The sequence below is a fragment of the uncultured Aquimarina sp. genome (genome assembly GCF_947496855.1).
Lineage (GTDB): Bacteria > Bacteroidota > Bacteroidia > Flavobacteriales > Flavobacteriaceae > Aquimarina.
The window spans coordinates 973,965-988,492 of record NZ_CANMED010000001.1; the positions used below are offsets into that span (position 1 = coordinate 973,965).

General features: G+C 32.6%; 14 protein-coding genes. 4 read left to right on the forward strand and 10 right to left on the reverse strand.

Annotated elements, in window-relative coordinates; translation table 11 throughout:
* Positions 1-93: 93 nt before the first annotated feature.
* The gene (locus Q0921_RS04325; RefSeq protein WP_299253804.1) at positions 94-1,974 is read left to right on the forward strand and encodes an ATP-binding protein; all 1,881 of its coding nucleotides are present in this window, start codon (positions 94-96) and stop codon (positions 1,972-1,974) included.
* Positions 1,975-2,024: 50 nt separating this feature from the next.
* Here Q0921_RS04325 and Q0921_RS04330 read toward each other — a convergent pair whose 3' ends face one another.
* Both Q0921_RS04330 and Q0921_RS04335 read right to left on the reverse strand, forming a co-directional pair.
* A complete protein-coding gene (locus tag Q0921_RS04330; protein ID WP_299253807.1) occupies positions 2,025-2,513 on the reverse strand; it encodes a papain-like cysteine protease family protein in 489 nt (162 codons plus the stop codon).
* A 155-nt stretch (positions 2,514-2,668) separates the two neighbouring features.
* Positions 2,669-3,493, reverse strand: coding sequence for an alpha/beta hydrolase (locus Q0921_RS04335; protein ID WP_299253810.1), 825 nt, complete (start codon positions 3,491-3,493; stop codon positions 2,669-2,671).
* 249 nt (positions 3,494-3,742) lie between these two features.
* Here Q0921_RS04335 and Q0921_RS04340 point away from each other — a divergent pair, with 249 nt between their 5' ends.
* The 3 genes from Q0921_RS04340 to Q0921_RS04350 all read left to right on the forward strand — a co-directional run bounded on the left by Q0921_RS04340 (position 3,743) and on the right by Q0921_RS04350 (position 8,339).
* The gene (locus Q0921_RS04340; RefSeq protein ID WP_299253811.1) at positions 3,743-4,510 is read left to right on the forward strand and encodes a DUF805 domain-containing protein; all 768 of its coding nucleotides are present in this window, start codon (positions 3,743-3,745) and stop codon (positions 4,508-4,510) included.
* Positions 4,500-7,154 (forward strand): hypothetical protein, encoded by a 2,655-nt coding sequence (locus tag Q0921_RS04345; protein ID WP_299253814.1) that lies wholly within the window; start codon positions 4,500-4,502, stop codon positions 7,152-7,154. The genes Q0921_RS04340 and Q0921_RS04345 overlap by 11 nt, the downstream gene beginning before the upstream one ends.
* A 192-nt stretch (positions 7,155-7,346) precedes the next feature.
* The gene (locus Q0921_RS04350) at positions 7,347-8,339 is read left to right on the forward strand and encodes a T9SS type A sorting domain-containing protein (RefSeq protein ID WP_299253817.1); all 993 of its coding nucleotides are present in this window, start codon (positions 7,347-7,349) and stop codon (positions 8,337-8,339) included.
* Positions 8,340-8,376: 37 nt separating this feature from the next.
* Here the strand turns inward: Q0921_RS04350 and Q0921_RS04355 are convergent, their stop codons facing one another.
* From Q0921_RS04355 to Q0921_RS04390, 8 genes are all read right to left on the reverse strand, one after another.
* Positions 8,377-8,844 (reverse strand): MaoC family dehydratase, encoded by a 468-nt coding sequence (locus Q0921_RS04355; protein WP_299253820.1) that lies wholly within the window; start codon positions 8,842-8,844, stop codon positions 8,377-8,379.
* Positions 8,845-8,950: 106 nt separating this feature from the next.
* On the reverse strand, positions 8,951-9,688 hold the full coding sequence (gene fabG, locus Q0921_RS04360; RefSeq protein WP_299253823.1) for a 3-oxoacyl-ACP reductase FabG: 738 nt from the start codon (positions 9,686-9,688) through the stop codon (positions 8,951-8,953).
* A gap of 130 nt (positions 9,689-9,818) precedes the next feature.
* Positions 9,819-10,796: an NADPH:quinone oxidoreductase family protein gene (locus tag Q0921_RS04365; RefSeq protein WP_299253826.1), complete on the reverse strand. Its 978-nt coding sequence runs from the start codon at positions 10,794-10,796 to the stop codon at positions 9,819-9,821.
* Between the two features lie 76 nt (positions 10,797-10,872).
* Positions 10,873-11,877 (reverse strand): NADP-dependent oxidoreductase, encoded by a 1,005-nt coding sequence (locus Q0921_RS04370; RefSeq protein WP_299253829.1) that lies wholly within the window; start codon positions 11,875-11,877, stop codon positions 10,873-10,875.
* A gap of 32 nt (positions 11,878-11,909) precedes the next feature.
* A complete protein-coding gene (locus Q0921_RS04375; protein WP_299253831.1) occupies positions 11,910-12,674 on the reverse strand; it encodes an enoyl-CoA hydratase/isomerase family protein in 765 nt (254 codons plus the stop codon).
* Positions 12,675-12,711: 37 nt separating this feature from the next.
* Positions 12,712-13,467 (reverse strand): SDR family NAD(P)-dependent oxidoreductase, encoded by a 756-nt coding sequence (locus tag Q0921_RS04380; protein WP_299253834.1) that lies wholly within the window; start codon positions 13,465-13,467, stop codon positions 12,712-12,714.
* A gap of 22 nt (positions 13,468-13,489) precedes the next feature.
* Positions 13,490-13,876 carry a hypothetical protein gene (locus Q0921_RS04385; protein ID WP_299253837.1) on the reverse strand — a complete coding sequence of 129 codons (387 nt, stop codon included), beginning with the start codon at positions 13,874-13,876 and terminating at the stop codon, positions 13,490-13,492.
* Positions 13,877-13,886: 10 nt separating this feature from the next.
* Positions 13,887-14,522, reverse strand: coding sequence for a transglutaminase family protein (locus Q0921_RS04390; RefSeq protein ID WP_299253840.1), 636 nt, complete (start codon positions 14,520-14,522; stop codon positions 13,887-13,889).
* Positions 14,523-14,528: the final 6 nt, after the last annotated feature.

Consider the following 14,528-nt stretch of genomic DNA (forward strand, 5'->3'; position numbering starts at 1 on the left):
GGGAATTATTCACATTGATCATCTTTCGGGCTTTCATTATTAAAAAGACTATTTCTTTATCTGTCGAAAAATAAAGGTGATTAATTATGTTTTATGGAGACAATTAATTTTTATCAAATATCAGTTTTTCTTTTACAAGGATTCGTTGTTTCCTTTTTAGTCTTAACCTTATTTCACTTTCGAAAAGTTACCGGTAACGGATTGCTATTTACTACATTAGGTATATTTCAGTTTATTCAGGTATTTACAGCTACTACTATGTACTTTGAAGTATATGATGGTATTACAGTATCTCCCGGCTCCTCTGTCCTATTCTCTGTCACTCTTTTCTCTGTACTTATATTTTATATTAAAGAAGATGCTTTATTAACAAGAAGACTGATCTATGCGTTGGTAATTGCCAATCTAACAATTGTAATTCTTTTACTGCTTTTTGGAATTAATTTAGAAGATTCTAATATGCATCAAGTATCATTTACGATGTTATCAGACTTTTTTAATACAAATGTTATTCTTTTAGTTTATGGTACTACGCTCCTTTTTATAGATTCAATTTTGATCATTTTTATCTTTGAATACATTTCAAAATACATCCAGTCTTTATTCTTGAGGATATTTCTAACAATGCTTGTAATCCTTTCCTTTGATGCTATATTGTTTAGTGTGATAGGGTTTTGGAATACTGGTAACATATCCAGTATTTTAGTTTCTGGATTATCATCCAAAATAGTGATGAGTTTTTACTACGGAATATTGTTTACTATCTATATAAAATATTTTCAAAAAGAAGTATCAGAAAACAGCTATTCTACATTTAAAGATGTGTACCATTCTCTTACCTACCGACAAAAATTTGAAGAGGCAGAGAAGGTTATCCAACTTAGTGAAAGTCGATATCAAACACTGACAGATATATCTCCAGTTGGTATATTTATGACCAAAGCTAATGGCAAGACTACTTTTGTAAATGAAAAATGGTGCAAAATTTCTGGTTTATCACAGCAAGAAGCAATGGACGATGGCTGGCTCAAAGCGGTTCATCCTGAAGATAAGAAGAAACTAAAATTAGGTTGGTATGATGATGCCGAAAGAAGAGACTCTTCTCATGCAGAATATAGATTTCTTCGTCCTGACGGTACTATTAAATGGGTTTTAGGACAAGCGATTCCAGAATATAATGATAAAAAAGAAGTGATTGGTTATGTAGGTACCACTACAGATATTACTGAATTAAAGCTTTATGAAATAGAATTAAATAAAATGAAAGATAAAGCCGAAGAAAGTGATCGGCTTAAGTCTGCCTTTTTAGCAAATATGAGTCACGAAATCCGTACTCCTATGAACGGTATATTGGGTTTTGCAGAGTTGCTCAAAGAACCTATACTTACAGGAGACGAACAACAACTGTATATTAGTTTGATCGAAGAAAGCGGTGCACGTATGCTCAATATTATCAGAGATATTATTGATATCTCCAAAATAGAGTCCGGACAGGTAAAAGTTTTTCTTTCTGAAGTAGACATTAATGAACAAGTAACCTATTTATATCAATTCTTTAAACCAGAAGCAGATCGAAAAGAGTTACAATTGTCTTTCAGCAATGGCTTACCGAATGATGACACTCTTATTAAAACCGATAAAGAAAAATTTAATGCTATACTTACTAATCTTGTAAAGAATGCTCTTAAATACACTCCTGAAGGCTCTATTTCGTTTGGCTATGAAGTAAAAGATGAGTTCTTACAATTTTATGTAAAAGATACTGGCATGGGTATTGCTAAAGATCGGCAAAAAGCTATTTTCGAACGTTTTGTACAAGCAGATATTGAAAACAACTACGCTATAGAAGGAGCTGGCATAGGTTTATCTATTGCCAAAGCCTATAGCGAAATGTTAGGTGGTAAAATATGGTTAGAAAGCAAAAAAGACTTAGGTACGATTTTCTACTTCACCATCCCATACACTAAAGCTTAAATAAAATAAGACTCATTAGATAGCAACAAGGCTAACTCATTAAAAAATAACTACTTATCAAAAACAATGGTTTCTACCCAATAATTTCCTAATTCTTCATACTCTATCTCTTTCATCGCTCCTACCCAAGGATCTATTATTAAAACCGTATCATCATCAGTATATCCAATAATCAACAATGCATGTGCTGCAAAATTATTGTAATTCTGAGTCCCAATAAGGATAGGTTGATCTCTATCAATTCGACCTTGTAGTTCTTTAAAGGTCAATTTAGGGTCATTTCCAAAAATTAAGCTTCTATACTCTGTATCAATATATGAGAAATGCTTAGATATTTGCGGTTGTAAGGTGAATAAATCTAAGCCTTGGCTATTAGCTTCGAACATTTCATCCAGTTTTTTTTCAGGCATATGTAATCTATAACTTTGTAATGCCATGGATAAAGCTGCAGCCCAACAATTATTACTACCAATTTGTTGTTCTGGTAGAATATCAAGTACCGATGTCTTTTTTCTTTTGGCGTCTGTTACTTCACTCATAATGCTTTTTTTTGTTTTTATATATAAGTTGGTTGTATTTGGCAAAACTTATTTCTATCGCTAATAAAAGTAATCAAAAATTAACACCAGAGCAATAATATTAAGGTATGAAAACACCTACAAAAACAAAGTGCAAACAACTATAAATCAAAACCTTAAACCCTTTCATGAATCCACGTAGTGATAATGGAGATAAATTTTTCTTTTTCCAGATCATTATGGAGTTCATGATACCCATCATCAAAGGAAACAAAATCAACAAGGTCTGTTTTCATTGCAAATTCTTTGCTAGTAGTGTAACTAGTTATTTGATCGGCAGTTCCGTGCATTAACAAAATGGGAATTCTTAATTGAGAAACCATAGTGATAGCCCACTCACCTGCTTTTATTATAGGTAAAGAGAAATTAGGGCTTATCTTATCATGTACTAAAGGATCATTTTTATATTTCTCTACTTCTTTTGTTACTCTAGAGATTGCTTGTACATCTAACCCAGAAGGTAATGTTACGGAAGGCGCAATTTTTTGAAATATTTTACCCATTATCATTTTCCAAACAGGCGGTTCAAATGATAAACGTAAAAACGGGCTAGTCAAAATTGCTCCGGTAATCTTAGGATTGTTTCTTATGATATAATTAATCACTAGGTTTCCTCCCATACTGTGACCATATAGAAAAACTGGAACATCGCTTGTAATCTTATTAGCTTTAATACGCACAATATCAATAACCTTCATTAAGTCATCATAACTTGAGCAATGTCCTCTCTTACCACTACTCTTTCCATGACCAAAATTATCATAAGTAATAACTCTTATGTGTTCCTTTAGCAATTCGGGAATAACATAATCAGTATATCTAGAAGAATGTTCTCCCATACCGTGTACTAGTAAGGTTATTGCTTTACAATCTTTAGGTAACCAATACTGTCCGAAGAGTTTGTATTTTATATATTCAAAAAAAAATTCCTGATGTTGCATGATTTAAATATATTATTAAAATAAAGCCCTTTTTACAACTAGCTGTATATTATTAATGTTTGGCTTCCTATAATCATTTATAGACAGTACCATTATAATTAATTATATATAACTTTATAGTAAATCATTATATATAGAGATAAAACTAGTAAAAATTTAGTATTGATAGGTAACATTTCATATAGTTAGGACACATACATTAAACATTAATTGTAATTCGATAAATAAAATCACTTAAGTCCTAGAAATATGTTCAAAAATCCTTTTTCCTTCTCAGGAAGGATACGTCGGCTGGAATATGGTCTAAGCTACATAATATTTATGGTATCCTTTTTTTTGGTAGGAGTTGTCACCGAAATCATACCAGAAACAGAATCTTTAATTATATTAATGATTATGCCTTCATACTGGTTTTTACTGGCGCAAGGCGCTAAGCGTTGTCATGACCTAGGCAATAGTGGTTTTTTTCAGTTGATTCCTTTTTATGGGATTTTGATGCTCTTCGGAGAAGGAAATCACGGAGGTAATAAATATGGTTACAATCCTAAAGAAATTGATACCCCAATCGCTAAACGAGAACCATTTAAATTGAGGATACTATTACCTCCGGGAAAATCAAATATCGATATACTAAGTGAAATACTGAGCTTTGTTTTATTAAACACATTACTTATTCAACTTTTTAACAATTATATAGAAAAGGAGTTTTTTAGATTTTTATGTATATTCCTTTCTGTCTTCATGTGTTTCTTCTTATTATTGATATTTGCAAATAACAAAGGCCCTTTGCCAAAATTTAATCTTTATTTATTTAGACAAAGATTAACCTATTCCGTAATACTATCGATAAGCATTTACATATATAATCTTACTTTTAATTACACATCATTTCAATTAGAAGATATATCGTATGCCATTTTCTTAGCAATAGTAATACTTGGTATTACCTATCTTCCATTTATAATATACAAATCAATTTTTAAGAAAAGAAAGGAGGAATTTGAATATGAAAACTAAATACTACCTCTGCACTTCTCTAGTATTATTTCTTTTAATTTTAATAGTCGGTTATTCAAACAAAGTGGAGCTGATTAATATAGTTACATGGTCCGATCAACCGGTAAACTGGTTAGATTTTCAGGAAGTAGAACACATTGATGATAAATTTGATGCCGCAATTTTTTCGGAGATATACTGCCCAAATAAGATTAATGAAGACACTCCATTAATATATGCATTTATGGATCCTAACCAATCAGAGAGATTAAAAGATTCTGTGTTTGATCCTCAATTATTAAAACACGAACAATATCATTTTAATATCACAGAATATCACGCTCGTTTATTGCGTAAACAAATTATTCAGAAAGGAGAGGAAAACATGTCGACATCTACTCTTCAAGATTTGTACGATAGATACGATCAGGAAAGAGCAAAAATGCAAATAGAGTATGATGAAGTTTCAGAACATAATATAAACCAAAAAAAACAACGATATTGGGAACTTAAAATTGATGATTTACTACGTCAAACGGCTTATTACAAAAACCCAAATATTTATAGTTACTATAACTTCACTAAACGAAGCACAGAATATTACAAACATATTTATCACACGCTTGACCACAAAATACTGACTTCATATCCAATAAGTAAAGACGACCATAAATATGGAGAATGCTATAAAGTTGAGCGTAATGATAATGATGAAGTTATCATTAGCTATTATAAAAACGGGGAGCTCACTAATGGTGGGGTTTTTAAAACCGCTATTACTAAAATAATTAATTCTACAGATTCTACGTCTGAGATGCATTATTACAATAAAAACTTAACACGGAATACTATACTTAACAGATCCATTTCTAAAACAGTTTGGAATATCAATAACGATATGACCATCTCGTACTTTAATGCAGATGGTGATCCTATTGAATATAAATCTTTACACAAAATTTTATGGAAATATGATTCAAAAACAAAAAATAGATATTCTTCCTACTATGATATAAACGGGCAGCAAACTAACAACAGTGATAGAGTTTTTCATGAGAAAAGAGAGTTCGACGAACAAGGAAGGACCATTAAAATTTCTAGTTTTAACTCCAAAGGCAAACCAATGAATGACAAAGATTACATCTCAATTTATGATTATATTTTAGACGATTATCATAAAACTAAAAGAACAAGACTTTATGATAAAAATGGTAGTTTCGCCACTCATTTAACAGAATACAATCTTCATTATACATATGATGAAAGAGGTAATCTGATCAAATTTGTTAATCTTGATGAAAATGGAGATCAAATTGAAAATAAAGACGGGATTAGTATTTATAAATATTCCTATGATTTAAAGGATAATTATACTTCTATTAAAAGATATAACGCATCAGAATTACCTGTTATAGGAAATGATGATTATTTCGCACAAGTATGGGATTACGACCATAAAAACAGGATTAAATTTGCTGCTAAATACTATGAAGGTTATGTATTAGCTTTTGATAACAATCGAAATGGTGCTAGTAAATATGAATACATTAATGATTCGGTTCGTAATGTTTTAAATATAGATGCTTACAATACAATTTTTAAAAACGATTTTGGATATGCAATTATAAAACAAAATCTTAATAACAATGCAGAAGTAATCCGAGAACTATTTCTAGACGATAAAGAATGTTTCGCTACGTCAGCAGATGGAGTTGAAATACACAAATACACCTATGACAAAAGAGGAAATCTTATTGAGGAAAGAAGATTAGATTCAATGAATGTTTTAAAACCTTATAGCTTCGATATAACAATTACACGTTGGGAATATGATAGCAAAAATAACAAGACCAAAACTACTTACTACAAAACAGAAGATGAATTAACTAATGCCAGTCAAAATATTACGCATAATATATTTACCTATAATAACAACAACCTTCTAATAGAGCGTACCAATTATGATAAAAATATGAAACCAGCTTTATTAGATGGGGTTTTCAAAACAAAATACTATTACAATACCATTGGCAAGGATTCTCTAGTAAAAGAATTTGACATAAGAAACCAACTAATCAAAGGAGTAAGTACTACCCGTTATACTTATAATCAATATGGAAAAATAATACGGGAAACATACTACAATTCCAAAAACAAAAGAGCATCCAATAAAAATGGGATAAGCGCTACTGAATACCTTTATGATGATCAACAACGGTATATAGGTTATAAGAATTATAACAAATACGATGTTCCAACAGAAGACGAAAATGGTGTTTTTTATGAAAAGCAGACCTTTAATGTTGCTAGTTATCTAACTTCTCACGAATATTTCAATAAAAAAGGTCAGCCAACAACGGGACCTCATGGATATCACAAAGTGGCATATGTGTATGACGATTCTGATTTGTTAATTAAGGAAAGTACTTATGGAATTGATCTTACTCTTAAAAAAGATGAAGACGGAATTGCCCAATATGAGTACACTAGGGCAATTTCCAGTCTTATAAGCAGTGTCAAATATTACAATGAAAATGGCGATCTAACCGAAAATGAAGATGGTGTTGCAGAAATAATTTATGAAGAAGCGATGAACGGTTTATATTTTTTGGACAAACAATTAAATGCACATGGAGAAGAAATAAAAGAAGGTATTGTGAAATAAAACAGGAAATATTCAACCAATAATTACTTTGAGGAGAAAAGAAAAATGATTACATCATATTCGTTAAACTAATTTACCTTTACCCCTTAATTAGTGAATATTCATCCACAATATCTTGCGGTTCGAGCACAACTGAATGGTTTAGTAAAATAGTGATCTTATTTTTGAATACAAATCATTAGTTATTCAATTATGAACACAAAAAAAATATTTACGGCAATTATTTGTGGGTTATCATTCTTTGTCAACTCTCAATCTTATGAATTAAGTACATCTACAGCTGCGTATATTAACTTAACCAGTAGCACATCTTTAAACAATACAGCACCGTGGGACGATCCCGAGTTTGCAATTCCTATTGGATTTGATTTCGAATATTTTGACATTACAATAAATCAAATTTACATAGATGACTGGGGCTTTGGAGCTGGATTAACTACCAATCCTAATGAAACTGGAACCTTACCTGTATTGATTCCTTATGGAGCCGATATTGCCGATAGAGGTTATGACTTTAATAATGAGAATGCCACCACGGGATCTTTATCAAACATCTCCTACTTAGTAGAAGGCTCTGTCGGAAATAGAATCTTAAAAATTGAATGGAATAATGTAGGTTTCCATTCAGACATTTTTGTAGATGGAATCTCTACAGATTTTACAAATTTTCAGATGTGGTTATTTGAAGGTTCCAATGATATAGAAATTCATTTTGGACCTAACTCTATATCTAACCCAGATGAATCGTTTGATGGAGAGGCCGGTTCTTTAATTGCATTAATTCCTTCTTATAACTTTGGAACAGAAGTTCTTGAAGAGAATGCCACTTTTTTATCTGGTAATCCTATTAATCCAACAGTTATTCTTTCAACAGTAGATGACAACACTTTTTTAGATGGAGTAATTCCAAATGGAACTATTTATAAATTTACAAGGTCTACACTAAGTACAGAAGAATTTCGATCTGTTACGAAATTAGAATTGTTCCCTAATCCATCTAATGATGTAATATCTATCTCTGGCATAACAACTAACGAGAAATATGAAATCTATAATCTACTGGGCAATAAAATAGAAGATGGTATTATCTATAAAAATAAAAGAATTAACATTCAAAACTATTCAAAGGGAATATACCTGATTAAACTTGATAATAATCAAACGCTAAAATTTATTAAAAGTTAGCATATAAAATTAAAAGTATAAATGTTCGATCTAAAAATTATTTCTCAAACATTAAAGAAACAAATTCTGCGACACAAGCAGGTTTATTAATACCTTCTATCTCAACAGAGCAGTCCCAGGTGATTTTTAGCCCGTTTTCATCATAGGCTTCAATCATCTGGATACTGCTATGTAATCGTAATCTACTATCAACTAAAACCGGATGCGGAAACCGCACTTTATTCAACCCATAATTAACTCCCATCGCAAAACTTTCTATCTGGATAAGATCCATCAACATTTTAGATAGTAATGAAATCGACAGAAATCCGTGTGCGATAGGTTTTCTGAAAGGTGATTCTTTTTTGATACGTTCTTGATCCACATGCACCCATTGAAAATCCTGCGTAGCTTCTGCAAAAGCATTAATCATCTCTTGTGTAACGATAAGCCACTGCCCTATTGGCAATGATTTACCCTGATGAGTTCTAAATTCTGTAAAATTTTTACAAATTAATTTATCCATAGCTTTTTCTTTAGTAAACGCTTCATTTACTTTTACTTAGACATATTCAATATAACAGTTGCATTCTAGTCACATATAACAACTTAAATATCAAAACTTGTTACTTCTATCTTGAAATTCCTCCATCAATTGTTAGACATATACCCGAAACATATGATGCTTCGTCTGATGCCAGGTAAAGATATCCATAAGCTATATCTAGTGGCGTAGCCGCTTTTCTAAGTGGAATCTGTGATTTAATACTTTCTATATGTTCTTCAGGTATTTGTTGCGTCATTTCTGTTAAGGTAAAGCCTGGTGCTAATGCATTTGCCGTAATACCGTATTTTCCTAATTCCATCGTCCAGGTTTTAGACATGGCAATCACTCCTGCTTTTGTAGCAGCATAGTTGGTTTGTCCAAAATTACCTCGCAATCCTACATTAGATGCTGCAGAAACGATACGACCATATCCAGCTTCTTTCATGTATTGTGAAACTACTTGTGTACATAGAAAAACACCTTTCAGGTTTACATCGATTACTGCATCCCACTCTGCTTCACTCATTTTATGAAGCGTCCGATCCTTCGTAATACCAGCATTATTGATCAAGATGTCTATTTTACCATATTTTTTATGGATTCTTTCAGCTTCATTCACGATAGCTGTTTTATCAGTTACAGAAATATTCGTGAATTCTGACACTTGTCCTTTTGCTGCAATTCCTTCTGCAACAGTTTCACCTTCAGTCAATAAATCCCATATAATCACGGCTGCACCTTCTTGAGCGAACAATTCCGAAATAGCTTTGCCAATCCCTCTGGCACCGCCTGTGATAATAGCTACTTTATCTTTTAATCTCATACTTTCAAATTGTTTATCAAATATTCTAATATCACACTGAACTTATCGAAGTATAATGAAACTTTAGTTTAAAACGGCCTTCGATAAGTTCAGGCTAACAATTAATGTATCTATTATGCTACCAATCAGTTTATGAACACTGAATTACGACTTTTCCTCTCACTTTTCGGTTCATCATCTCTTCTAAAGCATTAGGAGCTTCTTCTAATAGATATATCTTATGTATATGTGGTTTCAGTTTTTCTTCTTCTAGCCATTGCATTAATTGCATAGTATTTTCCTTGTTTTTCTTAGGGGTTTTCATTGCAAAATTACCCCAAAACACTCCTACTATTGAGCAACCTTTTAGTAATGTAAGGTTCAAAGAAATCTTAGGGATATGTCCTGCTGCAAAACCTATCACCAGATACCTGCCTTCCCAAGCTGTACCTCTCAATGCAAGTTCCGAATAATCACCGCCTACAGGATCATAAACTACATCTGCTCCTTTTCCGTTTGTTAGCTCTTTTATTCTAGATTTCAAGTCCTCTTCCATATAATTAATGACTTCATCAGCACCATATTCTCTGCATAGTTTGAGTTTTTCATCTGATGAAGCAGCAGCTATTACTTTGGCTCCCATTAACTTTCCTAATTCTACAGCAGCCAACCCAACACCTCCTGATGCTCCTAAAACTAATAGCGTTTCTCCTTCTCTAAGCTTTGCTCTATCTTTTAATGCATGGTACGATGTTCCATAGGCGATCATAAAAGATGCAGCAATAGGAAATTCCATTTTTGGTGGCTTTTTAAAACATACATTGGCAGGTACTGCAACTTCTTCTGCATATCCTCCCTGCATTACAAATCCAAAAACGGCATCACCTACTTTTAAGTGTTTTACTTCAGCTCCTATTGCTTTTACTACTCCTGCTACATCGCTTCCTGGAATAAATGGTAACTCTGGTTTAAACTGATATAAGCCTTGAATTATTAAGGTATCCGGAAAATTGACTCCACAAGCGCTAACAGAAACCAAAACTTCATTCTCTTTTGGTTTTGGAATTTCTATATCTTCTAATATCAGACTGGATGGTAATCCATATTGTTTACAGACTATTGCTTTCATAATTGGTTTGTGAATATTAGAGTGTTCTTTATCAATAGACCTTTCAGGTTTTAAAAACCTGAAAGGTCTGGATACGCTATTCTTCAATAACTTTTAGTACAAGCTTACCCATTTTATCTCCAGAAAAAAGACGTAGAAACGTTTCATGGAAATTTTCAATTCCATCATACACATCTTCTTTTGTTTTTAGCTTTCCTTTAGCAATCCAACCTCCCATTTCCATAGCAGCTTTTCCATAATCCTTAGCATAATCCATTACTACCATTCCTTGCATGGTAGCTCGGTTTACTAATAATGACAAATAGTTCTTAGGCCCACGCATATCTTCCATATTGTTGTATTGTGAAATGGCTCCACAAATCACAATGCGAGCATGCATACGAAGTCTTGACAGAGCAGCATCTAAAATTTCTCCACCTACATTATCGAAATACACATCAATTCCCTTCGGACATTCTCGCTTGATTGCATCATAAATATCTTCGGATTTATAATCAATTGCGGCATTAAAGCCTAATTCATTCACAACATAGTCACATTTATCCTTTCCTCCTGCGATTCCAATAACACGACATCCTTTGATTTTTGCAATTTGTCCAACAACACTCCCTACAGCTCCTGCGGCTCCAGAAACCAAAACAGTATCTCCTTCTTTAATTTTCCCTACTTCCAAAATTCCGAAATACGCTGTCATTCCTGGCATTCCAAGAGTTCCTATGTACAGCGGTAAAGGCGCTAAACTTGGATCCACTGAATACCAATTATCTCCATTAGTAACGGTATATTGTTGTACACCACCCCAACCGGTGACATAATCACCCTCTTTAAACTTTGGATGTTTATTTGATTTTATAACTTTTCCAATAGAACCAGCACGCATGATATTATCCAATTCCACAGGTTCTATATATGATTTACCTTCACGCATCCATCCTCTCATTGCAGGATCCAATGAAATATAATGATGTTGTACAAGTACTTCTCCTTCTGCGGGTTCAGGAATTGCATTAGATTGTAATTCCCAAGTATTAGTATCAGGTAATCCTTCTGGACGGTTTTTTAAGATGATTTGTTTATTCATTTTTTGTGTATTATTATATTTTACTAGTATTTTTAATTTTTCTGAAGGCTTTCTACAAAAGCTTTCATTTTTGCTCTTATTTCTGGTTTCCACCAAAGGGAAATTGCTTGTTCTAGATCTATTTTAGGATTTTCCTCCATACCTTCTAACCAATCTTTACGAAGTTTATATTTTGTATTTTTAAAAATATCCTGATCTGCTCGTAAATATTGCTGCATCTGAGTTTCTGCTTTGGGTAACACTTCTTCCAAATCACATATCTCATTGACTAATCCAAAGGTCAAAGCTTCTTCTACATTCAATAACTTTCCTCCAAGAATACATTCGTTTGCCTTTCCTTCTCCTAACCAATAAGAGTATCCTCTAATAAGGTTATTAGAAATCTGAATATTCACTGCAACTTCGTTTAATCCAATCGTGTACTTTTCTCCAGCAGCCATAATCCTATAATCAGCAGTAATAGCAATTACACATCCTCCTGCTGGAGAATATCCTGTAATTGCACAAACAAACGGTTTGGTAAACTTAGCCAACTGAATATACATCCCTCCAAAATCATTAAAAAACTCATTCATCTTTGGTTTATCGTAAGCATACAATTCAATCACATCCAAACCTGCAGAAAAGAAATGTGGAGTCCCAGTAATAATGACTCCCTTTACTGTATCATCAGTTTCTAAATCTGAAAAAGCTTGTCTTATCTCTTTGGTCATTTGATGGTTAATCGCATTTACCTTGCCTCTATTTAACTGAACAATTGCGTAATTTTGTTTTCTTTCTATTTTAATTGTCTGCATTCTCGAATTTAACTTGATTTGATATTAATTAATTATTCTACAAAGAGGTTCCACCGTCTAAAGTAATGGTTTGTCCTGTAATGAATTTAGTACTGTCAGAAGCTAACCACACAACAGCTTCAGCTATTTCTTCCGCGAGTCCATATCGTTTCATTGGGATAACACTCTTAAGCATTTGATCCATATCTGGACGTACCGATAATAATTTTTCTAATAAAGCAGATTCCGTATAACCAGGACACACTGCATTAACACGAATATTTTTAGTAGCATATTCTAAAGCTGCGGATTTAGTCATTCCGACAACTGCAAATTTACTTGCGCTATAAGAAAGATTGTTTAATGATGCCTTTAAACCTGCTAAAGAGGCTAGATTTACTATATTACCATGTCCCTGTTTCATCATTTGTTGTAATGCTAGTTTCATACAGTAGAATACTCCTGTTTGATTTACAGCAATGACACTATCCCAATCTTCTAAAGTATATTCTCCAGTTTTCGCCATATTTCTAGGACCAATCCCAGCATTATTTACAATAACATCTAGCTGTCCAAACTGCTCTACCGTATTATTAATCAATTGTTGTACTTCTTCAAAATTAGAAACATCGGCAGTAATCACAACTGCTTTACCTCCTGCATTATTAATTTCATTAGCAATGTTATTAGCTTTTTCTTCTTTAATATCCGAAACCACTACGGTAGCTTGATGTTTTGCAAAATGCTTTGCCGTAGCTGCTCCAATTCCAGAGCCCGATCCAGTAACTATGACTATTTTATCTTTTACTTGCATGTTATTATTTAAGTTCGTTATTTTATTTTTCAGTACACAAAATCAATCTAGAATCAGCCAGTGCTCGACTGCGCATTTCTGCTGGGTATCCTTCTTTAGTAATCATAGAAATAAACTCTTGTTTACTTTCATATGCTACAATAAGTATTTTATCCCACTCGATAATATCTTCTGGACCAATTAAACCAAATAATGGTTTCCCTTGATACACCACTTTGGCTTTTGTATTTTGAAAAAAGGGTAATATAGCATTCGTATACTGAGCATAAGCCTCTGCTCCGGTAGTCCCAGTTTCTTCTACAACATCTTTAAATTTAAGCAGATTAATCATCTGAAAAGGTCCATTGACCTGAAATTCCAGGAAATCATGAAACTGTTTTTGAGTAATCCCTATATGCGTATTATTCATAAAAGTAGTTTTATAATCTAATTTCGGTTTGTCCTTTGTATAGTTTGGTGATTTCCGAGTAATGTTCTTTCATATTATTTAATATAAAATCAAACGGTACATCATCAAAATGTCCATAATCCTCTAGGTATTCCATAAAAACTCCTCCTTTATTATCATACTCCTGAAACATTGAATCTCGTTCTCCATCAAATTCTAGCGGAGCTACATTACATTTTTCGCATAAAGCTTTATTGAAAGCAGGAGACACTTTTAGCCATTTTCCATTTAGATAGACATTTACCATTCCGTGAGGTGTTAACTCATTGGTTCCAAATTTTTCTATTAATCGTTCTACTCCAATATGATTCTTCACTTTAGCAAGATGAATTCTTGCTGGTATTCCCAAGGATCGTAAACAAGCGATCAATAGAATTGCTTTATCGAGGCAATGTCCATTTTGTTTTTTTGCGGTCCTACTTGCTTTATAACCTTCTTTAGAAAAACTAATATGATATGGATCATACCACCAATCATCTCTCACCTTAAGATATAATCGTATAGCTTTTTCCTTAGAGGATAATTTATCTGTATTAAATTCTCTAATAATGTTCTGGATCTCATCTGATTCATAATCAAAATAGTATGTTGCTTCTAAATAATCCATTATATC

Bases quoted from the DNA above. Each gene is read 5' to 3' on its own strand.
- Q0921_RS04325 (WP_299253804.1), top strand. From the start codon at position 94: ATGGAGACAATTAATTTTTATCAAATATCAGTTTTTCTTTTACAAGGA.
- Q0921_RS04330 (WP_299253807.1), bottom strand. From the start codon at position 2,513: ATGAGTGAAGTAACAGACGCCAAAAGAAAAAAGACATCGGTACTTGAT.
- Q0921_RS04335 (WP_299253810.1), bottom strand. From the start codon at position 3,493: ATGCAACATCAGGAATTTTTTTTTGAATATATAAAATACAAACTCTTC.
- Q0921_RS04340 (WP_299253811.1), top strand. From the start codon at position 3,743: ATGTTCAAAAATCCTTTTTCCTTCTCAGGAAGGATACGTCGGCTGGAA.
- Q0921_RS04345 (WP_299253814.1), top strand. From the start codon at position 4,500: ATGAAAACTAAATACTACCTCTGCACTTCTCTAGTATTATTTCTTTTA.
- Q0921_RS04350 (WP_299253817.1), top strand. From the start codon at position 7,347: ATGAACACAAAAAAAATATTTACGGCAATTATTTGTGGGTTATCATTC.
- Q0921_RS04355 (WP_299253820.1), bottom strand. From the start codon at position 8,844: ATGGATAAATTAATTTGTAAAAATTTTACAGAATTTAGAACTCATCAG.
- fabG (WP_299253823.1), bottom strand. From the start codon at position 9,688: ATGAGATTAAAAGATAAAGTAGCTATTATCACAGGCGGTGCCAGAGGG.
- Q0921_RS04365 (WP_299253826.1), bottom strand. From the start codon at position 10,796: ATGAAAGCAATAGTCTGTAAACAATATGGATTACCATCCAGTCTGATA.
- Q0921_RS04370 (WP_299253829.1), bottom strand. From the start codon at position 11,877: ATGAATAAACAAATCATCTTAAAAAACCGTCCAGAAGGATTACCTGAT.
- Q0921_RS04375 (WP_299253831.1), bottom strand. From the start codon at position 12,674: ATGCAGACAATTAAAATAGAAAGAAAACAAAATTACGCAATTGTTCAG.
- Q0921_RS04380 (WP_299253834.1), bottom strand. From the start codon at position 13,467: ATGCAAGTAAAAGATAAAATAGTCATAGTTACTGGATCGGGCTCTGGA.
- Q0921_RS04385 (WP_299253837.1), bottom strand. From the start codon at position 13,876: ATGAATAATACGCATATAGGGATTACTCAAAAACAGTTTCATGATTTC.
- Q0921_RS04390 (WP_299253840.1), bottom strand. From the start codon at position 14,522: ATGGATTATTTAGAAGCAACATACTATTTTGATTATGAATCAGATGAG.